General features: G+C 42.4%; 20 protein-coding genes, 1 tRNA gene and 1 riboswitch. Of the genes, 7 read left to right on the forward strand and 14 right to left on the reverse strand.

The genetic code is table 11. The features are described 5' to 3' along the window. Positions 1-12: 12 nt before the first annotated feature. The 5 genes from MK403_RS01300 to MK403_RS01320 all read right to left on the reverse strand — a co-directional run bounded on the left by MK403_RS01300 (position 13) and on the right by MK403_RS01320 (position 5,614). On the reverse strand, positions 13-705 hold the full coding sequence (locus MK403_RS01300) for a sugar transferase (protein ID WP_143989351.1): 693 nt from the start codon (positions 703-705) through the stop codon (positions 13-15). A 183-nt stretch (positions 706-888) separates the two neighbouring features. Continuing rightward, positions 889-2,631, reverse strand: a complete 1,743-nt coding sequence (locus MK403_RS01305) for an ABC transporter ATP-binding protein (protein WP_268708711.1) — start codon at positions 2,629-2,631, stop codon at positions 889-891. Beyond that, the gene (locus MK403_RS01310; RefSeq protein ID WP_268708712.1) at positions 2,621-4,366 is read right to left on the reverse strand and encodes an ABC transporter ATP-binding protein; all 1,746 of its coding nucleotides are present in this window, start codon (positions 4,364-4,366) and stop codon (positions 2,621-2,623) included. The genes MK403_RS01305 and MK403_RS01310 overlap by 11 nt, the downstream gene beginning before the upstream one ends. Positions 4,367-4,526: 160 nt before the next feature. Continuing rightward, entirely contained in the window at positions 4,527-5,162 is a 636-nt protein-coding gene (locus tag MK403_RS01315) for a DUF421 domain-containing protein (protein ID WP_268708713.1), read from the reverse strand. Then, on the reverse strand, positions 5,159-5,614 hold the full coding sequence (locus tag MK403_RS01320; RefSeq protein ID WP_268708714.1) for a DUF3290 family protein: 456 nt from the start codon (positions 5,612-5,614) through the stop codon (positions 5,159-5,161). Before MK403_RS01320 ends, MK403_RS01315 begins: the two co-directional genes overlap by 4 nt. A gap of 133 nt (positions 5,615-5,747) precedes the next feature. Between MK403_RS01320 and MK403_RS01325 the strand changes: the two genes are divergently transcribed. The 4 genes from MK403_RS01325 to MK403_RS01340 all read left to right on the forward strand — a co-directional run bounded on the left by MK403_RS01325 (position 5,748) and on the right by MK403_RS01340 (position 9,413). Further along, complete coding sequence (locus MK403_RS01325) at positions 5,748-6,575, forward strand: exodeoxyribonuclease III (protein WP_268708715.1); 828 nt, start codon at positions 5,748-5,750, stop codon at positions 6,573-6,575. A gap of 11 nt (positions 6,576-6,586) precedes the next feature. Next, entirely contained in the window at positions 6,587-6,973 is a 387-nt protein-coding gene (locus MK403_RS01330) for a bleomycin resistance protein (protein WP_000386233.1), read from the forward strand. Positions 6,974-7,106: 133 nt separating this feature from the next. Further along, a riboswitch (purine riboswitch) is annotated at positions 7,107-7,202 on the forward strand. A gap of 367 nt (positions 7,203-7,569) precedes the next feature. Beyond that, positions 7,570-8,151 (forward strand): xanthine phosphoribosyltransferase, encoded by a 582-nt coding sequence (locus tag MK403_RS01335; RefSeq protein ID WP_268708716.1) that lies wholly within the window; start codon positions 7,570-7,572, stop codon positions 8,149-8,151. Next, on the forward strand, positions 8,151-9,413 hold the full coding sequence (locus MK403_RS01340) for a nucleobase:cation symporter-2 family protein (protein WP_268708717.1): 1,263 nt from the start codon (positions 8,151-8,153) through the stop codon (positions 9,411-9,413). The genes MK403_RS01335 and MK403_RS01340 overlap by 1 nt, the downstream gene beginning before the upstream one ends. A gap of 308 nt (positions 9,414-9,721) precedes the next feature. On the opposite strand, the gene MK403_RS01345 is transcribed toward MK403_RS01340, so the two are convergent. Both MK403_RS01345 and typA read right to left on the reverse strand, forming a co-directional pair. Then, a complete protein-coding gene (locus MK403_RS01345) occupies positions 9,722-9,976 on the reverse strand; it encodes a DUF3165 family protein (protein ID WP_268708718.1) in 255 nt (84 codons plus the stop codon). A gap of 19 nt (positions 9,977-9,995) precedes the next feature. Next, positions 9,996-11,837, reverse strand: coding sequence for a translational GTPase TypA (gene typA / locus MK403_RS01350; RefSeq protein ID WP_000164117.1), 1,842 nt, complete (start codon positions 11,835-11,837; stop codon positions 9,996-9,998). Between the two features lie 158 nt (positions 11,838-11,995). On the opposite strand from typA, the gene MK403_RS01355 reads away from it, so the two are divergent. Next, entirely contained in the window at positions 11,996-12,721 is a 726-nt protein-coding gene (locus MK403_RS01355; RefSeq protein WP_268708719.1) for a 16S rRNA pseudouridine(516) synthase, read from the forward strand. A gap of 40 nt (positions 12,722-12,761) precedes the next feature. On the opposite strand, the gene MK403_RS01360 is transcribed toward MK403_RS01355, so the two are convergent. The 3 genes from MK403_RS01360 to MK403_RS01370 all read right to left on the reverse strand — a co-directional run bounded on the left by MK403_RS01360 (position 12,762) and on the right by MK403_RS01370 (position 13,692). Further along, positions 12,762-12,995, reverse strand: a complete 234-nt coding sequence (locus MK403_RS01360) for a DUF4190 domain-containing protein (RefSeq protein WP_268708720.1) — start codon at positions 12,993-12,995, stop codon at positions 12,762-12,764. 86 nt (positions 12,996-13,081) lie between these two features. Continuing rightward, positions 13,082-13,462 carry a rhodanese-like domain-containing protein gene (locus tag MK403_RS01365; RefSeq protein ID WP_061417295.1) on the reverse strand — a complete coding sequence of 127 codons (381 nt, stop codon included), beginning with the start codon at positions 13,460-13,462 and terminating at the stop codon, positions 13,082-13,084. Beyond that, positions 13,459-13,692 carry a YqgQ family protein gene (locus MK403_RS01370; RefSeq protein ID WP_070838353.1) on the reverse strand — a complete coding sequence of 78 codons (234 nt, stop codon included), beginning with the start codon at positions 13,690-13,692 and terminating at the stop codon, positions 13,459-13,461. The genes MK403_RS01365 and MK403_RS01370 overlap by 4 nt, the downstream gene beginning before the upstream one ends. A gap of 102 nt (positions 13,693-13,794) precedes the next feature. Between MK403_RS01370 and MK403_RS01375 the strand changes: the two genes are divergently transcribed. Continuing rightward, the gene (locus MK403_RS01375; RefSeq protein WP_001222584.1) at positions 13,795-14,703 is read left to right on the forward strand and encodes a LysR family transcriptional regulator; all 909 of its coding nucleotides are present in this window, start codon (positions 13,795-13,797) and stop codon (positions 14,701-14,703) included. A gap of 57 nt (positions 14,704-14,760) precedes the next feature. Next, positions 14,761-16,560, forward strand: coding sequence for an N-acetylmuramoyl-L-alanine amidase (locus MK403_RS01380; RefSeq protein ID WP_268708721.1), 1,800 nt, complete (start codon positions 14,761-14,763; stop codon positions 16,558-16,560). Between the two features lie 31 nt (positions 16,561-16,591). Here the strand turns inward: MK403_RS01380 and MK403_RS01385 are convergent, their stop codons facing one another. The 4 genes from MK403_RS01385 to MK403_RS01400 form a co-directional block, all read right to left on the reverse strand. After that, entirely contained in the window at positions 16,592-16,909 is a 318-nt protein-coding gene (locus MK403_RS01385) for a hypothetical protein (protein WP_268708722.1), read from the reverse strand. A 189-nt stretch (positions 16,910-17,098) separates the two neighbouring features. Then, positions 17,099-17,171 (reverse strand) — tRNA-Thr (locus MK403_RS01390). Between the two features lie 100 nt (positions 17,172-17,271). Then, positions 17,272-18,057 (reverse strand): ABC transporter permease, encoded by a 786-nt coding sequence (locus tag MK403_RS01395; protein WP_268708723.1) that lies wholly within the window; start codon positions 18,055-18,057, stop codon positions 17,272-17,274. Position 18,058: 1 nt separating this feature from the next. Then, complete coding sequence (locus MK403_RS01400) at positions 18,059-18,877, reverse strand: ABC transporter permease (RefSeq protein ID WP_125450158.1); 819 nt, start codon at positions 18,875-18,877, stop codon at positions 18,059-18,061. Position 18,878: the final 1 nt, after the last annotated feature.

Here is an 18,878-nt window from a genome sequence, read left to right on the forward strand (position 1 = left end):
CTCATGACTACTTTATTTTAGCACTTCAAACACGGTTTGAAACATGATTTTGATGTCCCCAAGGAAACTAAACTCTCGGAGATAGGCGAGGTTATAGCGCATCTTTTCAGGAAGAACATGCTCTACATAGGCTTGGTCAACTGACAGGCCTTTTTCGGTCATTTGACTGATGATCGTATCCTCATCCTTGTAGTTGATGCTGGCTGGAGAGGTGATTCCTGCTGGCAAGAGCAAGGTCGCCATCATTTCAGGGCTATACTGCTCGGTGTAACGTGGCACTTCAGGTCGTGTACCGACAAAAGACATTTCGCCTTTAAGGACATTGACCAGCTGAGGCAGTTCATCCAAACGCACACGACGGATGAAATTTCCCACTTTGGTAATACGGCTATCGTTAGCAGAAGTCACTAGACTTCCTTTTTTATCCGCATCCGTTACCATGGTACGGAACTTCCAAATCTTGAACGGACGGTTGTACTGGGTCACGCGCTCTTGCTTGTAAATGACAGGTCCCTTGCTATCCAACTTGATCCAAATGCTCAAGATAAGAAAGACTGGGGAAGTCAAAATCAGCAAGACCAGGGCCAGAACCCAGTCCAGGCAACGCTTGAAAATCAGCGAACCCTTCCTTTTAGAGACAAGCTGGTAGTAAGACTCAACCTCGCTTGATTGCATTTCCACGGGCAAGTCTTCCCATTTCAGCATGCTGTTTCTCCTTTGTTTGTATTATACTATTTGTCAACATTTTTCATTATACCACAAAATAGAAAAGGCGGAGCAAGAAATCTGTAATTTGAAGAATTTCCTTCTTATACTCAATGAAAATCAAAGTACAGCTTTGAGGTTGCAGATAAAGCTGACATGGTTTGAAGAGATTTTCAAAGAGTATTAGGACATGGCTCCAGCCTGCAAGCTATACATCTTGTGATAGGTTCCTCCCAAGGCCAAGAGTTCCTCATGGGTTCCACTCTCGATGATGCGCCCCTTGTCCAAAACATAGATACAGTTGGCATCTTGAATAGTTGAAAGACGATGGGCGATAGCAATGGTCGTCCGCCCCTGTCTCATCTTGGCTAGGGAATCTTGAACCAAACTTTCTGTTTCAGAGTCAATATTGGCTGTCGCTTCATCCAAAATCAGGATTTTAGGCTGACTGGCGACTGTTCTAGCAAAGGCAAGAAGCTGGCGCTGGCCAGTAGAAAAGCTCGAACCACGCTCAGACACAGGTGCATCATAGCCCAGCGGAAGGTCTTGAATAAAGGAATCCGCATCGACAAAGGCAGCCGCAGCCTGAACCTCTTCATCACTAAGATCTTGGTACATGGCGATATTGGACTTGATGGTTCCATGATAGAGGAAGGGCTCCTGCAAGACCAGACCGATGTTCTTTCTCAGTTCTTCCTGACTGTAGTTCCTGATATCCACATCATCCAAGAGAACGCGGCCTGACTGGAATTCATAAAAGCGCATGAGGACATTGATAATCGATGATTTTCCTGAACCTGTATGCCCTACAAAGGCAATGGTTTCACCCTTCTTAACTGAAAAGGAAATGTCATCCAGAATCTGGTGCTTGCCGTCATATGAGAAACACACATGTTCAAAACGGATATTGCCTTCTTGGACTTTGGCTGGTCCATTTTCTTGAAGAGGCTCATAGGTCTTCTCGTCAATCAAGGCAAAGACACGACCTGCAGATACCATGGACGTTTGAAGGGTTGAAAAGTTTTGCGTCACCTCAATCAAAGGATCAAAAAGACGGTTGATATACTGGATAAAGGCATACATGGTTCCGGCCGTTATCCCAATAGAAAGACCACGGTAACCAAAGTAGGCCATCAAAACTGTGTAGCCTAGGAGTTTCAGCAAACTCATGGCAGGTCTTAAAAAGAGGGCATCCAAGGCTACAGAACGGTTGGCATAGACCAAGTGTTCTTGGTTAATCTCATCAAATTCTGCTTGCAGGCGCTTTTCTTGATTAAAGGCCTGGATAATCCTGATTCCCTCGATGTTTTCTGCCAGCTTACTATTGATATCCGACAAGAGACTTCTGGTTTTCTCGATGATTTTCACTGACTTTTTTCGGTAGAGATTGACCAACAGGAAAATCAAGGGGAGGAAGAGCAAGACTAAAGCTGTCAAACGAAAATCCAGCACCAACATGGTATACAGAGTTGTCAGAAAGATGAAAACTGCTGAAATAAAGCTGGATAAAATCCCCGAAAACATATCACTGATGGTCTCGGTATCATTTGTCAAACGAGAAACGATGGAACCAGCTGGCGTCTTGTCAAAATAAGACATACCCAGTTTCTCCATATTGGCAAAGGCATCGCGACGAATATCTCTGACAATACTGTAGGACACCCGCGCAAAGAGAAGATTGCCAACATACTGAACCAGAGTTTGAAGGACATAAAGACCGTAGTAGACCAGCAAAACGGTCACAGCAATTTGGTTAAGATTGCTGAGGTACTGGTCGATAAAGTGGGAAGCCACAAGGGGAATGACACTTTTAATGACCGTAGTCGCTAGGAGAAAACTGAGTGCTAAAAAGGTCAGGAGACCATAGGGCTTAAGATAGGACATCAAGCGCTTCAATACAGCCCATTGTTCTTGCTTATTCTGCATCTTCTTCTCCTTTCATTTCCAACTGCTGAGACTGGTAGGTTTGGGCATACCAGCCATTCAGGGCTAGCAAGTCATAGTGCGTGCCACGTTCAATGATTTGGCCATTTTGCAGAACTAAAATCAAATCCGCATGGACAACTGCACTGAGGCGATGGGCCGTGATAATGGTTGTCTTATCCTTCCGCGTCTCCTTGAGATTGTCGATGATGGCATACTCTGTCTTGGCATCCACAGCCGACAAGGAATCATCTAGAATCAAGATATCAGGGTCTAAAATCATAGCTCGACTCATGGCCAGACGTTGCTTTTGACCACCTGAGAGACTGACCCCTTTTTCACCGATAACTGTGTCAAATCCCTGAGGCATGACTACAATATCTTGGTAAACTTGAGCTAGCTTAGTCGCTTCCTCGACCGTTGAAAAGGACAAGTTAGGATTGCCAAAGCGGATATTGTCTAGGATTGAAGTCGCAAAGAGGAACTGGTCCTGAGGAACATAGCCCATGAGACTACGAAGGTCTGTCAGACGATAGTCCCGAATATCGTGACCGTTTAGGTAAATGGCTCCCCTATCCACATCATATTCACGCAAGAGGAGCTTGATCAAGGATGTTTTCCCAGAACCTGTCTGTCCGACCAAGCCCAGTGTTTGACCTTTTTCTAAACTAAAGTGAATATCCGTCAGTGTTTCCTCATTTTCAAAGACGAAGCTGTCAATCGCGTATTCCAAACGTCCATTTTTGATACCGTCCAGAGGAAATTCAGGATCTTGTACAGGTGATTCCTGAGACAAAAGATTTTCAATCCGTTGGTAAGAAACCTTCCCTCTCTGAGTGATATTAAAGAGGAAGCCGATGGCCATAAGAGGCCAGACCAACATATCCAAGTAGCTGATGAAGGTGACTAGATTACCAACCGTGATTTGACTTTCCTGAACCATCAAGGAACCGACCAAAAGCGTTAAAACATAGGATGAACCAACAAACAAGAGAACCATAGGGTCAAAGAGACTATCGTATTTCATGGTTTGTAGGTTCTTTTGAAAGGTCAATTCATTAACTGCCTGAAAAGACTCCAGCTCATCAGACTGATAACCGAAAGACTTGGTCACTTTGATACCTGATACAGACTCCTGCACCTTGTTATTGAGTTCGGAAAAGGCAGCTTGTGACTCGCCAAAGGCCTTGTGGGTCTTTCTCCCTAGACGACTGGTCGCATAAGCCATGAAAGGTAGGGGGAGAATGGCAACCAAGGTCATTTGCCATGAGATGCTAAAGAGCATGGTCAGCAAAGTCACCAAAGCCGTGATAGAGGCATCCACTGCTGACATGACTCCGCCACCCGCTAAACGGGTTAAGGCATTGATATCATTGGTAGCATGTGCCATCAGGTCCCCCGTCCGATAGGTCTGATAAAAGGCTGGCGACATTTTAGTAAAATGCTCAAATAAACGAGAGCGCATAATCTGCCCCAAACGATAGGAAGTTCCAAGGATATACATGCGCCAAACATAGCGCAGATAGTACATCCCAAAGGCTGCCAGCAGTAGATAAAATAGATTAAGAAGGAGGTCCTGCTGGGTTAATTTCCCCGACGTAATGGCATCAATGACCCGTCCCATGACCATGGGGGGAATGAGATTAAGGACAGAAACCAAGACCAGGGCCACAATTCCGACTAGGTAACGGCGCTTTTCTAACTTGAAAAACCACCAGAGTTTTTGAATAATGGACATAAACTCCCTTTCTGATTGCAAATGGAAACCTGAGGCCAAGACTCAATGAAAATCAAAGAGCAAACTAGGAAACTAGCCGCAGGCTGTACTTGAGTACGGCAAGGCGACGTTGACGCAGTTTGAATTTGATTTTTGAAGAGTACAAGACCCCAGGTTTTTCTTATTCATAAGTTACGACTGAGACGACACCCTTGTCATACTCAGCAATAAAGATATTGGCCACATTGTCATACCCTTGTTTGCTGAGGTTATCAAGCAGCCATTCTTCGCTCCGACCAATGGTCTCCAAAATTTCCACTTGGATCACACCGTCTGTGACAACAGGATACTTGGGATTCTCATCTCCCATTTGGACTACGATAAGTTGACCGTTCTGCTCCTGCATAGCGCGTTTGACTTGTTTCATTTGGAAAATTCCCTGGCTACGAAGCTTAAGAGCTACATCCGCTGCTGATAAACCAACCGAACGGCAGGCTTCTGAATCAATCTTCCCATTTTTGATGAGCAGGGTTGGCTTCCCATCAATCAAACGTTTCACAAAGTGAACATTATTGTTAAGCCATTTAAGAGTCAAGACCAGAATGGTCCACATAATCAGGATAACTGCATACTGCAGGATACTGATGGAGCTATTGTAAATCACCCCACCGATGATCCCCCCGAGTACATAGTTCTGAATTTGATCTATTGCTGAGTTAGGCGCTAGGTTGCCCTTTCCCGTCACATTAATTACGAAAACAAGAGAAAAGAGACCCAAGGCTAGCTTAATTAAAATTTCCATATAATTGAGTGTCATTTGTTCACCTCCACCAGTTCAATTGCATCTGTTTTATACAATTCCACTTTCTCTAACAGGTACTTGTCTGGTTCACTTCCGTTCAAGGCACGGTAATAGCAATCTCCTACCTTGATAAGTGCGCCATCCGTGTCCGCAGAAGTATTGACATAGACCTCTGACTTGTCTACTCCCAATTCTTTGGAAACAAGCTCGATGAAATGAAGTGAAGCTTGAAATTTATTATTAGAAACTTGATTGTTTTGATAAGTCGTGATACTAACCAAAAGGAGAGCTAATAAGGTCAAGGCTGAAATCATGACCAACTCACGAAATTTGGTCCCCTTTTTATCATGGTATGCCTTAAAAGCAAAAAAACCTGTCACAGTTAATAGAACAATTCCAAAGCCAACCATGATACCATTTTGCTGACCGATTTGGCTGAGTACATAGTCATAAGAATAGAATTTCATGTATTTTCACTCCCTTTCATAAAATCATTCTTAATTATAAACGAAAGAGGGTGATTTTTCAAACCATACGTTGGGGAAATGCGCCTTTTTTTGGTATAATATAGTCTGTAATCTGAATGAAAAAGGTAACTTTATGAAACTCATCTCATGGAACATTGATTCCCTCAATGCAGCCCTAACGAGCGACTCAGCTCGTGCAAAATTGTCCCAAGAAGTCCTACAAACCTTGGTCGCTGAAAATGCTGATATCATCGCTATCCAGGAAACCAAGCTTTCTGCAAAAGGGCCTACAAAAAAACACTTGGAAATTTTAGAAGAACTCTTCCCAGGTTATGAAAACACTTGGCGTTCCTCTCAAGAACCTGCTCGCAAAGGCTACGCTGGAACCATGTTCCTTTATAAGAAAGAACTCACACCAACGATTAGCTTCCCAGAAATCGGTGCTCCTTCTACCATGGACTTGGAAGGCCGCATCATCACCTTGGAATTTGATACATTTTTCGTAACCCAAGTATACACACCAAACGCTGGTGATGGGCTCAAACGCTTGGAAGAACGCCAAGTCTGGGATGTCAAATACGCTGAGTATTTGGCTCAACTAGACAAAGAAAAACCAGTCCTTGCGACGGGTGACTACAACGTAGCCCACAAGGAAATCGACCTTGCAAACCCTGCCAGCAACCGCCGTTCACCTGGATTTACAGACGAAGAACGTGCTGGCTTTACCAACCTTTTGGCAACTGGGTTTACTGACACCTTCCGCCACATTCACGGTGACGTCCCAGAATGTTACACGTGGTGGGCACAACGCAGCAAGACTTCTAAAATCAACAATACAGGCTGGAGAATCGACTACTGGCTCACTAGCAACCGCGTGGCTGACAAGGTGACCAAGTCTGACATGATTGACTCTGGTGCGCGTCAAGACCATACGCCGATTGTATTGGAAATTGAACTCTAAGGAGAAAGCTAATGGACTATCAAGCTGTCATTCCTGAATTTGTAGTATCTGACCTCGAAAAGTCACGCCACTTCTACTGCGACTTGCTGGGATTTTCTGTCGAATACGAGCGTCCAGAGGAGAAATTTCTCTTCCTCTCGCTTGAAGACTGCCAACTTATGCTAGAAGAAGGCAGCACAGAAGAATTAGCCCAACTAACCTATCCTTTCGGGCGCGGTGTCAATATTTCCTTTGGCATTGAAGATGTCCCTCAGCTCCACCAAAAACTGCTGGAAGCTGACTATCCTATCCATCGTCCGCTGACCAAAAGAGAATTTCGAGTGGGAGATAGCTTTATTTACCCTCATGAATTTGCAGTTTTGGATCCAGATGGTTATTTTTTAAGATTTAGTGAATAGAATAATAGAACCCTACAATACTGTATCGTCTTGTAGGTTTCTTTTTTGTTCGTTTTTTTCATTAAAACACTAACAAAATATTTGATTTCTAAAGCTATTTAGTGTAAAATAATGACATTAACGCTATTGCGTTTGAGAATAGTACCATTTTACTTGTTTATGTCGTGAATTGGCACGACGTTTCTACAAGGTGCCGTAACACCTAACAATGAGTATGTCAGCTGAAGGTATGGTGTTGGCCATGCCTATTTTGGGGACTTACTTAGGGGATTAAGTAGGTCCTTTTAAATATTTTTATTAAAGCACGCCTTTAAGTGTAAACTAAATATTTTTAATATTTCCCTTAATTAGTGCGGACGGGAGCAACTTCCTTCGGAATTTCATCCCTAATTTTTGAGCCAAAAGTCTCAAAAATCCCGTCATAGACAATAACAAGATTATTGTCTATGATACCACTACGGCGGGAAATATTTGATAAAACTCGCTTCGCTCGTACTAGTTTTATCATTTTATCAAATATATAGCACTAGCAAACTGGATCACTATAGAAACATTTAAACAATAAGTAATTTGACTTTTAGACTTTAGGAGGTCTTATGAAATTATTAGAAGAGCGCATCCTTGAGGATGGGCATATCTTGGGTGACAACATCCTCAAGGTGGATTCTTTTTTAACCCACCAGGTTGACTTTAGCTTGATGCGAGAGATTGGTAAGGTATTTGCGGAAAAATTCGCTGCTGCTGGCATTACCAAGGTCGTGACCATTGAAGCATCAGGCATTGCCCCAGCCGTTTTTACAGCTGAAGCCTTAGATGTTCCCATGATTTTTGCCAAGAAAGCTAAAAACATCACTATGAACGAAGGCATCTTAACTGCCGAAGTCTACTCCTTTACCAAGCAGGTGACCAGCACCGTTTCCATCGCTGGAAAATTCCTCTCACCAGAGGACAAGGTCTTGATTATCGATGATTTCCTTGCCAATGGACAAGCTGCCAAAGGCTTAATTCAAATCATCGAACAAGCTGGAGCAAAAGTCGAAGCGATTGGTATCGTGATTGAAAAATCCTTCCAAGATGGTCGTGATTTGCTTGAAAAAGCAGGCTACCCTGTCCTATCACTGGCTCGCTTGGATCGTTTTGAAAATAGTCAGGTCGTATTTAAGGAGGCAGATCTCTAATGCAAAAACAAGAAAAACACTCGCAAGCAGCCGTTCTTGGCTTGCAGCACTTACTAGCCATGTACTCAGGTTCTATCCTAGTTCCCATCATGATTGCGACAGCTCTTGGCTATTCAGCTGAGCAGTTGACTTACCTAATCTCCACAGATATCTTCATGTGTGGGGTGGCCACCTTCCTCCAACTCCAACTCAACAAATACTTTGGTGTCGGACTACCAGTCGTTCTTGGAGTTGCCTTCCAATCCGTCGCTCCTTTGATTATGATTGGACAAAGCCACGGTAGCGGAGCTATGTTTGGTGCCCTTATCGTTTCAGGGATTTATGTGGTTCTGATTTCAGGCATTTTCTCAAAAGTAGCCAATCTCTTCCCATCTATCGTAACAGGATCTGTCATTACCACGATTGGATTGACCCTGATTCCTGTCGCTATTGGAAATATGGGAAATAATGTTCCAGAGCCAACTGGTCAAAGTCTCTTACTTGCAGCTATCACTGTTCTAATTATCCTCTTGATTAACATCTTTACTAAAGGATTTATCAAGTCCATCTCCATTTTGATTGGGTTGGTCGTTGGAACTGCCATTGCTGCTACTATGGGCTTGGTGGACTTCTCTCCTGTTGCGGCAGCACCGCTTGTCCATGTTCCTACTCCCCTCTACTTTGGGGTGCCAACCTTTGAAATCTCCTCTATTGTCATGATGTGTATCATTGCAACGGTGTCTATGGTTGAGTCCACTGGTGTTTACCTGGCCTTGTCTGATATCACCAATGACCCCATCGACAGCACGCGCCTGCGCAACGGTTACCGTGCAGAAGGTCTGGCCGTACTTCTCGGAGGAATCTTTAACACCTTCCCTTACACAGGATTTTCACAAAACGTTGGTTTGGTTAAATTGTCAGGTATCAAGACTCGCCTGCCAATCTACTACGCAGCTGGTTTCCTAGTCCTCCTTGGACTCCTTCCTAAGTTTGGTGCCCTTGCCCAAATCATTCCAAGTCCTGTCCTTGGTGGTGCCATGCTGGTTATGTTTGGTTTTGTTTCCCTTCAAGGGATGCAAATCCTCGCCCGCGTTGACTTTGCTAACAATGAACATAACTTCCTTATCGCAGCTGTTTCAATCGCCGCTGGTGTTGGACTAAACAACAGCAATCTCTTTGTCAGCATGCCAACAGCCTTCCAAATGTTCTTCTCAAATGGAATCGTCGTGGCAAGCCTCCTCGCCATTGTCCTCAATGCAGTATTAAATCATAAGAAGAAATAAAAAAGAGGTGCGAACCTCCAGATTGAAGAAAAGTTCATTTTGGACGATTTCTTCAATCTTTTTCTTTCGACTACCCTTAAAAAAGTTGGAATAATAGCCCTTCTGAGAAAATATACGTTAAATCAGAAATTGAATTATTTCCAAAATAATTGTAAGAGTATCCACTTTCTAATAGGTCGCTCAAAAAGTTTTAAAAATCATAAAAACGCATAATATCAGGCATTCAAAAACCTTGATATTATGCGTTTTATCATGGAAAAATTTGCTAGATTTTCTCCTCAAATTGAGTCATTACCCAGCCTCTTCTATTATCTTCTCTTACCCTTTTTTACAGGCATGAGCGTAATGTCTCTCAAGCTAAAGTAGGCTAGAGCCAGCATGGCGATTGTGACAAAGAATTCTGTCGGTAATTGGAAGATTTGCAAGATGGACAACATCAGCAAGATCAAGAGTGCAACAACTACAAAGACCAAGATAACGATGTTGACTGTTCCTTTGATACTTTGGGGTGTCGCAAATACATAGAGTAGTAATAAGAGTACCCCTATGATTAAATAGACCATCTTTATCTCTTTCTAGCTCTTATTCAGCTGATTTTTTCTTTTTGTTGGCTTTCTCACGCTCTGCCTTGTTAAGAATTTGTTTACGCAAACGGATAGACTCAGGTGTTACTTCCATGTACTCATCGTCGTTCAAGAACTCGAGCGACTCTTCAAGTGTCAAGATACGAGGTGTCTTGATAACCGCTGTTTGGTCCTTAGTAGCTGAACGAACGTTGGTCATTTGTTTAGCCTTTGTGATATTCACTGTCAAGTCGTTTTCACGAGAGTTTTCACCGATGATCATCCCTTCGTAAACCTCAGTACCTGGGTTAACAAAGATTGTACCACGTTCTTCGATAGACATGATTGAGTATGTTGTAGCCTTACCAGCATCGATGGAAACAAGGGCACCACGGTGACGTCCACCGATTTCACCTGGAATCAATGGCAAGTATTGGTCAAAGGTATGGTTCATGATACCGTAACCACGAGTCATTGACAAGAACTCAGTTGAGTATCCGATCAAACCACGCGCTGGAACAAGGAAGACCAAACGAGTTTGACCATTACCAGTTGAAATCATATCCAACATTTCACCCTTACGTTCAGAAAGGCTTTGGATAACAGATCCTTGGTATTCTTCAGGAGTATCGATTTGCACACGTTCAAATGGCTCACATTTTACACCGTCGATTTCTTTTACGATAACTTCTGGACGAGATACTTGAAGTTCATAACCCTCACGGCGCATGGTTTCGATCAAGATTGACAAGTGCAATTCTCCACGACCTGAAACAGTCCATTTATCTGGTGAGTCCGTTGGGTCAACACGAAGGGAAACGTCTGTTTGCAATTCTGCTTGCAAGCGTTCTTCCACCTTACGAGAAGTCACCCATTTACCTTCCTTACCAGCAAATGGTGAGTTGTTGACCAAGAAGGTCATTTGAAGAGTTGGCTCATCGATGTGTAGGATTGGAAGAGCTTCAACTGCGTCTGTCGGAGTAATAGTTTCACCGACAAAGATGTCTTCCATACCGGAAACGGCAATCAAGTCACCTGCTTTGGCTTCTTGGATTTCACGACGTTCCAAACCAAAGAAACCGAAAAGTTTTGTAACACGGAAGTTCTTCGTTGTACCATCTAGTTTAGAAAGGGTAACTTGGTCCCCAACTTTCACACTACCACGGAAGACACGACCGATACCGATACGACCTACGAAGTCATTGTAGTCCAAAAGTGACACTTGGAACTGCAAAGGCTCATCTGAGTTGTCTACTGGAGCAGGGATATGGTCGATGATAGTATCAAAGATTGGTGCCATTGTTTTTTCTTGATCAGCTGGATCGTCAGAAAGCGAAGAAGTTCCATTGATAGCTGAAGCATACACAACTGGGAAATCAAGCTGATCATCATCTGCACCAAGCTCAATGAAGAGCTCCAATACTTCGTCCACTACTTCTGCCGGACGAGCTGATGGTTTGTCGATTTTGTTGACAACCACGATTGGGACAAGGTCTTGTTCCAAGGCTTTTTTCAATACGAAACGAGTCTGTGGCATGGTTCCTTCGTAGGCATCTACGACCAAAACAACACCGTCAACCATTTTCATGATACGCTCAACTTCTCCACCGAAGTCCGCGTGTCCTGGTGTATCCATGATATTGATACGAGTTCCGTTGTAGGCAACGGCTGTATTTTTAGCAAGAATTGTAATTCCACGCTCTTTTTCGATATCGTTTGAGTCCATAGCGCGCTCTGCTAATTCAGTACGTGCATCAAGAGTTTCAGATTGTTTCAATAATTCGTCAACAAGGGTTGTTTTACCGTGGTCAACGTGGGCGATAATCGCAATGTTACGGATATCTTCTCTTAATTTTGTCATGATTTCCTCTAATATTTAAATTTTTATTTCTAACTGAACAATTATACCACAGTCTCATTCAAAAATCACAGTTCAGCTAAGTGTAAATGTTTTCACTCTGCTTTTCTAGTTAAGGCAACTCTTTTCAAAGTCAGAGACTTATGATAAGATAAGCTGGTATGCGTTTAGATAGATTATTAGCCCAAGAAAAGGTCAGTCGCAAGGCTATGAAACAGGCTCTATTAAAAAAAGAAATCCTAGTGGACGATTATCCAGCCAGCTCACTCGCTCAAAGTGTCGACACTGGATTGCAAAAATTAGTCTTTCAAGGACGGCAGATTCAAGGCTACGAGCACAACTACCTCATGCTTCATAAGCCAAACGGAGTCGTTACAGCTAGCAAGGATAAGAAACTACCAACCGTCATGGACCTCCTTCCACCTGACATCCAGTCTGACCAGCTCTATGCTGTCGGCAGACTAGACCGCGATACGATGGGACTGCTCCTTTTGACAGACAATGGACCTCTTGGCTTCCAGCTCCTTCATCCCCAGTACCATGTCGATAAATCCTATCAAGTGGTAGTCAATGGACTGCTCACACCAGATCATATCCGGCAGTTTAAGGAAGGAATCGTCTTTTTAGACGGAACCACTTGTAAACCAGCAAAACTTGAAATTCTAGACGCAAGCCCAACAGAGAGCCGGGCCTCCATCACTATCTCTGAGGGCAAATTTCATCAGGTCAAGAAGATGTTTCTATCTGTTGGTGTCAAGGTGACCTCTCTCAAACGAGTTCAGTTCGGTGACTTCACTTTAGACCCAGAACTAGCAGAAGGGCAATACCGTCCCTTGAATCCAGAGGAATTGGAAATCATTAAAAACTATTTAGAGAAAAGTGGATAAAAGAAAAAAGCTTTATGTTTAAAGCTTTTTTTGTTTTTGCTTATCTAAAAAAGATTGCAATGGCTAGAATCCAGTTAAGTACAGAAATCACAATTCCAATGATATTCAGAATTTTTTCTGTTTTATAGGCTATTTGTGACTCTTTTTGATATGAAATAGCCAAGACCAATCCTATGATCCCCAAAATCAGACCTACAATTGGAGATAACAAACCAAGCACAATAGATAGGATACCTAAAACAAGTGAGTGTTTTTTCTTTTGTTGTGAATTCATATTACAAAATCTCCTTAAAATTAATATAAATGATGATACCATAAAATGCTAGTTTTATCTATCATTCGACAGTTTTTAACAGAATGTTAGCTAGTCTTGACCTTCCCGTTCCAAGAATCCAATCCATAAGAAAGGATATAAATCTCAGAGAAACCTTGTTTCTTCAAATAAAGTGCTGCATTAGTCACTCGTTGTCCACGTTGGTTTTCGTAGAGAAGGACAGGTTTATCCTTTCGAAGGGCTGCAAGGCTTGACTTCAACTGATTTGAAGGAATATTGCGGGCTCCGAGGATATGTTTTCTGTGAAATTCTGCTGGTTCACGGACATCAATCAATTGCCCTTTTCGAATCAAGGCTTCAAATTCTGCATTGTCCACAATCTTAGCTGCACGACGAATACGAAGGTAGTTATAACCCATCCACGCCGCCATCGCTAGTACAATTCCCCATAAAATCCAAATTGTCATAAGTTCTTATCTCCATTTTTCTCTAAGTAGTCTAATTCTATCTTGTGCTCTCTACGAAGAACAGCTTCCGCCTCTAGATAGTCTAGCTTGTCCATCAGACCGGCATCATAGATCCGAGAGAGTTCGAGCTTCATCAGTTCAATATCATACAAACGCTTCCCCATGTAAACAATAATGCCAAACTGTTTGAGAAATTGCTGCACATCATAGAATGTTTTCATAGCTTCCATTTTAGCAAATTCTAGACTTTTTTTCAATACTGGACCAGCTCTTTCCCCCTATTTTCTTCGTCTTCATTGCCCATTCTTCCGCAAGTATGGTACAATAAAAACATGAGAATTCAACAACTACACTATATTATCAAAATCGTCGAAACTGGCTCTATGAATGAGGCAGCCAAGCAACTCTTTATCACCCAACCCAGTCTCTCTAATGCCGTTCGAGACTTGGAAAATGAAATGGGCATTGAAATCTTTATCCGCAATCCCAAGGGCATTACCTTGACCCGTGATGGGATGGAGTTTCTCTCCTATGCCCGTCAAGTTGTCGAGCAAACCCAACTTCTGGAGGAACGCTATAAAAATCCTGTCGCCCACCGCGAACTCTTTAGCGTTTCGTCTCAACACTACGCCTTTGTGGTCAATGCCTTTGTCTCCCTGCTCAAGAAAAGTGATATGGAAAAATACGAGCTTTTTCTACGTGAAACTCGGACTTGGGAGATTATCGATGACGTCAAGAACTTCCGTAGTGAGGTTGGTGTCCTCTTTTTGAACAGTTACAACCGTGATGTTTTAACGAAAATGCTGGACGACAACCACCTCTTGGCCCACCACCTCTTTACCGCCCAGCCTCATATCTTTGTCAGCAAGACCAACCCTCTAGCTAAAAAAGACAAGGTTAAACTGGCTGATTTGGAAGACTTCCCTTATCTGAGTTATGACCAGGGGACGCACAACTCCTTCTACTTTTCAGAAGAGATTCTTTCACAAGAGCACCACAAGAAATCCATTGTAGTCAGTGACCGCGCAACCCTCTTTAACCTCTTGATTGGTTTGGATGGTTACACCATTGCAACAGGGATTTTGAACAGCAACCTCAACGGAGACAATATCGTTTCCATTCCACTGGACATTGACGACCCGATTGAACTAGTCTATATCCAGCATGAAAAAACTAGCCTATCTAAGATGGGAGAACGCTTTATCGAATACTTACTAGAAGAAGTTCAGTTTGATAATTGATAAACCGTCAGACATATTTTATAATATTTCTTAGAAAATAATGATTGGAGAATATCGTTGAAAAAGTTTATATTGGCAAGTGCTGTTGTTCTTTCAATAGCAGGATTGGCACAAGCACCTATCTATGCGGAAGAAAACAATGCTAATCCTCCTGCTATCACCGAACAAAGCAACTCTAAGGAAGATAAGAAAGATCTTTCAACTAAAACTGAAGAGGAGACTACAACACTTCCAAAAGAAAAGGCAAAAGAAGAAGCACCTAAAAAAGAAGGATGGCAGGAAGAAAACAAACAGTGGCGTTTCTATGAAAACAATCAGCCTGTCCTCAAATGGAAAAAAATTCAAGATAAGTGGTACTATTTTGACAACGATGGAAACCGACTCAGTGATACCATCTTTGATGGCTATGTTCTCAATAAAGACGGGGTCATGGTAGAAAATGGCTGGGTAGCTCTTGAGGGTAAATGGTACTACGCCAATGAGTCTGGAAAAATCATCCAGCAAAAATGGAAAAAAATTGGAGGAGTTTGGTACTACTTTGACAAAGATGGTGTCATGCTCAGTCAGGCAATCGTTGATGGTTATCTCCTTACCAAAAGTGGGGCTATGGCGGAGAATGGCTGGGTAAAGGTTGACCAAAATTGGTATTATGTCACACCATCTGGCAGAATCTCGCAAGACAAATGGGAGAAAATTAATGGTTCATGGTATTATTTTGACAAAAACGGCGTGATGCTCAGCAAAACGACCGTTGGTGCTTACCTGCTCGGCAGTAGCGGGGCTATGGCGGAAAACTCCTGGGTGAGAATCAATGAAAATTGGTATTACGCTAATGAATATGGGAAATACAGCCAAGACAAATGGGAGAAAATCAAAGAAACTTGGTACGCCTTTGAACAAAATGGTGTCATGCTTTCCAATAAATGGAAAGGAAGCTACTACCTCAAATCTAGTGGAGCCATGGCTGAAAAAGAGTGGATCTTTGATAAGGCCTACAACAGTTGGTTCTATCTAAAAGCGAATGGAACCTATGCGGCTCGTGAATGGATTGGAGCCTACTATCTCAAGTCTGGTGGCTATATGGCCAAGAATGAGTGGATTTACGACGACTATTACAAGGCTCGTTACTATTTGGACGATAGCGGACATTATGTATCAGGGACCTACAAGATAGACGGCAAGGAACATTTGTTCCAAAAATACGGCCAATGGATTTCTGAAGTTTCAACAGAAGGTGGATTTGTAAAAGGTCAATACAGCAATACCATTTTCCTAGATCCTGGGCATGGTGGTCGAGATTCAGGTGCCTTTTACTACAATGTAGCCGAAAAAGATCTCAACATGCAAGTCTATCGCAAACTGCGTAAGAAATTAGAAGAATTAGGTTATACTGTCTTCACATCACGTGACAGTGATATCGATGTTGATTTTAAGACTGAGCGTTCAAGAATGGTAAATAAAACCAACTCTGATATCTTTATCAGTATCCATTTCAATGCTACTGGAAACATTCACTCAAAAGCGAGCGGTATTCAAACCTACTCCTATAGCGATGAACCTGACTATCCAAGTAAGATTAATCAATACTGGCACAACCATCCTGATCGTATGAGTGAAAGCAAACGCCTCGCTGTTGCTATCCACTCCTCTCTCCTTGCAGAAACAGGTGCCAAGGATGCTGGCTTATTGGAAAGTAGTTTTGCCGTACTACGCGAAACAGCCAAACCAGCCGTCCTCCTAGAACTCGGTTATATGGATAATTTCACTGAAAATCAACGGATTCGTGATGATCGATACCAAGATAGACTAGTCGCAGGTATTGTGAAAGGCATCCAAAAATACTACGCTGGTAAATAAAAACAAAGTCTCGAGAAACCTCGAGACTTTTCTATTTATCTTCTTTTTTATCCTTATCAGGAAAGAGGTAGCCAAGTCCTACACAAGCTAGCACTCCTGCACCAATCACCAAACCACTTGAAATTGGCAAAAGGTCCAAAATAGCATTTGCAATGATAAAAGCAATAATCAGGCACATGAGGCTAGCCTTATAATCTTTTTTCAAAAGATTTTCTAGAGTGAAATAGAGAAACAATCCTACCGGAATGAGTGACCAGAGATTGACATCCAAACTTGGCCAACCAATATAGCCAAAATACAATACAACCGCTGCGGCTACTAAAAATACAAGTCCCAATAATTTTTTCATTTTTTGTCTCCATTTTCTTTTTTTGGTTCTTGAGTTGTCTGATACTGACCCCTCACGCCCCTTACAAAAAAGATTATAGCAGAGGATTTTTTCAAGAACAAGCCCTTTTGCCTATCTGGTCAATATCTCGGTCTAAGTGGTTGAATAGTAGTAACAAAAGAAAAGAAGCCCTAATGGACTTCTTGATTTTGCCGATTGCAGGGATCGAACCTGTGACCTACGCGTTACGAGTGCGTTGCTCTACCAACTGAGCTAAATCGGCGATTACCCTTTTAGTATAGCACTCTGAGAATAGATGTCAAGAAATTTTCATCCCCATTAGAAAAAGCCTGTCCTGAGACAAGGCTTTGAGTTTTTTCCTCTTACGAACCCGCACTTTCGTAGGCATCTAAGCCCCTGTCCCATAGTTTCAAAGAAATGACAAAGAAGACAAGGGAAATCAGAATCAAACCACCGATATTAAAGAGCCCATCCTTGTCCTGCAAGAAATAGCTGGCAGGATAGTAGGCCGTAAAAGCAAAAGGTACGATAAAGCTAATCAACCATCTAAGAAGAGAATTGTAAATGGAAATCGGGTACTTAGCAAAATCATTAAACATATAAAAAATGTAAATCATAGCACCTGACTGCTTGGTCCAAAAAGCAATACTGGCTGTCGCGATTTTCAAGGAAGTATAGATCAAGGTCGCAAAAGGAATACAAACTAGGAAAAGCAAAAATTTAGGAAAGGTCCAGCTAATACTGGTGACCGTTGTCGCCAGAAGGATTCCACCAACCAATAGTTCGCCCAAGGCATCAATCTGAAAGGTCTCAACCAAGATGTGAAAAAGAGGGTTGATAGGACGAGTCAGATACTTATCAAACTCTCCCTTTCTCACCAATCGTTGTCCCAGTGCCCAGAGATTGTCAAAAAAGAGATGGTCCAGTCCCTTGGGAATCAAGGAAAATCCATAGATAAAGGCAATTTCTTGAAAGGTCCAGCCTTCTAGGGATGGAATGTGTTGAAAGATGACATTGAGAAACAAGAGGTTCAATCCTTGAGTCAGGAAAACACCTAAAACACCAACAACAAAATCAACCTTGTACTCCATGATTTGCTTGATGTATTGTCTGATAAAAATCAGGTGCATGCGTTGATATTTTTTCATACTAACCTCCCTGAATGGTGATAAAGGACTGGACTCGTTTCCAAATCAACTGAGACAAGCCCACCATCACTAAGAGCCAGAAAAATTGTAGCAAAAGCGCCTGAAGAATCTGACTGGCATCGTATTTCCCAACGATAATCATAACTGGCGTGTAGATCAAAGATGAGAAAGGCAAGAAGGAGAGAATATCTGAAACCACTTTGGGAAAGAAAGCCAAGGGAATCAAACTCCCAGACATAAAGGCCACTATGGAAGTCTTGAGTAGATTGGAACCCCATAGATTTTTAAATACAAAGGCTGAAAATCCAAAGCAGATATTAAAGAAAAAGTTAATCAGATAGGCCAGCGTCAAGCTAAAGAGATAAAGGACCGTTAGTCCCAGCACTTCTACAATACCTTGCCCAGATAAGATTTTCATCAAGACAATAACACTTAAAAATGGCAGTCCAACAGAGATAAAAATCAACCACTTGGAGCCAAGCTCGGTGAAGAGATAAGAGGCCGCAAAATGAACTGGTCGCAACAAGCGCATGATAATGGAGCCATCCTTAACCTCCTCCCCAATCATAAAGGAGCTATCCGACCTAGTCAAGAGATTGGTCACAAAACTCATGATGATGTAGAGGGTAATATCCGCCATACTGAAGCCCTGAATCAAGGACTCCTGCGAGGAGTCAAAGACTGCCTTCCAGAGATAGAAAGCCACAAAGGCCCCCATGACATCACCAATCCGATAGAGAATAAAGTTGACTCGATAGGTAATCAACTCCTGAATCCCTGCATTGATAAAGGGTTTATAACGTCTCCATAATTTGACCATC

The organism is Streptococcus oralis (assembly GCF_026782285.1).
Classification (GTDB): domain Bacteria; phylum Bacillota; class Bacilli; order Lactobacillales; family Streptococcaceae; genus Streptococcus; species Streptococcus oralis_CG.

What these genes read in the sequence shown, in the direction of transcription:
- MK403_RS01330 (WP_000386233.1), top strand. Translation starts at nt 6,587, where the DNA reads ATGGACTATCAAGCTGTCATTCCTGAATTTGTAGTATCTGACCTCGAA.
- MK403_RS01300 (WP_143989351.1), bottom strand. Translation starts at nt 705, where the DNA reads ATGCTGAAATGGGAAGACTTGCCCGTGGAAATGCAATCAAGCGAGGTT.
- MK403_RS01325 (WP_268708715.1), top strand. Translation starts at nt 5,748, where the DNA reads ATGAAACTCATCTCATGGAACATTGATTCCCTCAATGCAGCCCTAACG.
- MK403_RS01340 (WP_268708717.1), top strand. Translation starts at nt 8,151, where the DNA reads ATGCAAAAACAAGAAAAACACTCGCAAGCAGCCGTTCTTGGCTTGCAG.
- MK403_RS01355 (WP_268708719.1), top strand. Translation starts at nt 11,996, where the DNA reads ATGCGTTTAGATAGATTATTAGCCCAAGAAAAGGTCAGTCGCAAGGCT.
- MK403_RS01335 (WP_268708716.1), top strand. Translation starts at nt 7,570, where the DNA reads ATGAAATTATTAGAAGAGCGCATCCTTGAGGATGGGCATATCTTGGGT.
- MK403_RS01395 (WP_268708723.1), bottom strand. Translation starts at nt 18,057, where the DNA reads ATGAAAAAATATCAACGCATGCACCTGATTTTTATCAGACAATACATC.
- MK403_RS01400 (WP_125450158.1), bottom strand. Translation starts at nt 18,877, where the DNA reads ATGGTCAAATTATGGAGACGTTATAAACCCTTTATCAATGCAGGGATT.
- MK403_RS01385 (WP_268708722.1), bottom strand. Translation starts at nt 16,909, where the DNA reads ATGAAAAAATTATTGGGACTTGTATTTTTAGTAGCCGCAGCGGTTGTA.
- MK403_RS01320 (WP_268708714.1), bottom strand. Translation starts at nt 5,614, where the DNA reads ATGAAATTCTATTCTTATGACTATGTACTCAGCCAAATCGGTCAGCAA.
- MK403_RS01375 (WP_001222584.1), top strand. Translation starts at nt 13,795, where the DNA reads ATGAGAATTCAACAACTACACTATATTATCAAAATCGTCGAAACTGGC.
- MK403_RS01315 (WP_268708713.1), bottom strand. Translation starts at nt 5,162, where the DNA reads ATGACACTCAATTATATGGAAATTTTAATTAAGCTAGCCTTGGGTCTC.
- MK403_RS01370 (WP_070838353.1), bottom strand. Translation starts at nt 13,692, where the DNA reads ATGGAAGCTATGAAAACATTCTATGATGTGCAGCAATTTCTCAAACAG.
- MK403_RS01310 (WP_268708712.1), bottom strand. Translation starts at nt 4,366, where the DNA reads ATGTCCATTATTCAAAAACTCTGGTGGTTTTTCAAGTTAGAAAAGCGC.
- typA (WP_000164117.1), bottom strand. Translation starts at nt 11,837, where the DNA reads ATGACAAAATTAAGAGAAGATATCCGTAACATTGCGATTATCGCCCAC.
- MK403_RS01365 (WP_061417295.1), bottom strand. Translation starts at nt 13,462, where the DNA reads ATGACAATTTGGATTTTATGGGGAATTGTACTAGCGATGGCGGCGTGG.
- MK403_RS01305 (WP_268708711.1), bottom strand. Translation starts at nt 2,631, where the DNA reads ATGCAGAATAAGCAAGAACAATGGGCTGTATTGAAGCGCTTGATGTCC.
- MK403_RS01360 (WP_268708720.1), bottom strand. Translation starts at nt 12,995, where the DNA reads ATGAATTCACAACAAAAGAAAAAACACTCACTTGTTTTAGGTATCCTA.
- MK403_RS01345 (WP_268708718.1), bottom strand. Translation starts at nt 9,976, where the DNA reads ATGGTCTATTTAATCATAGGGGTACTCTTATTACTACTCTATGTATTT.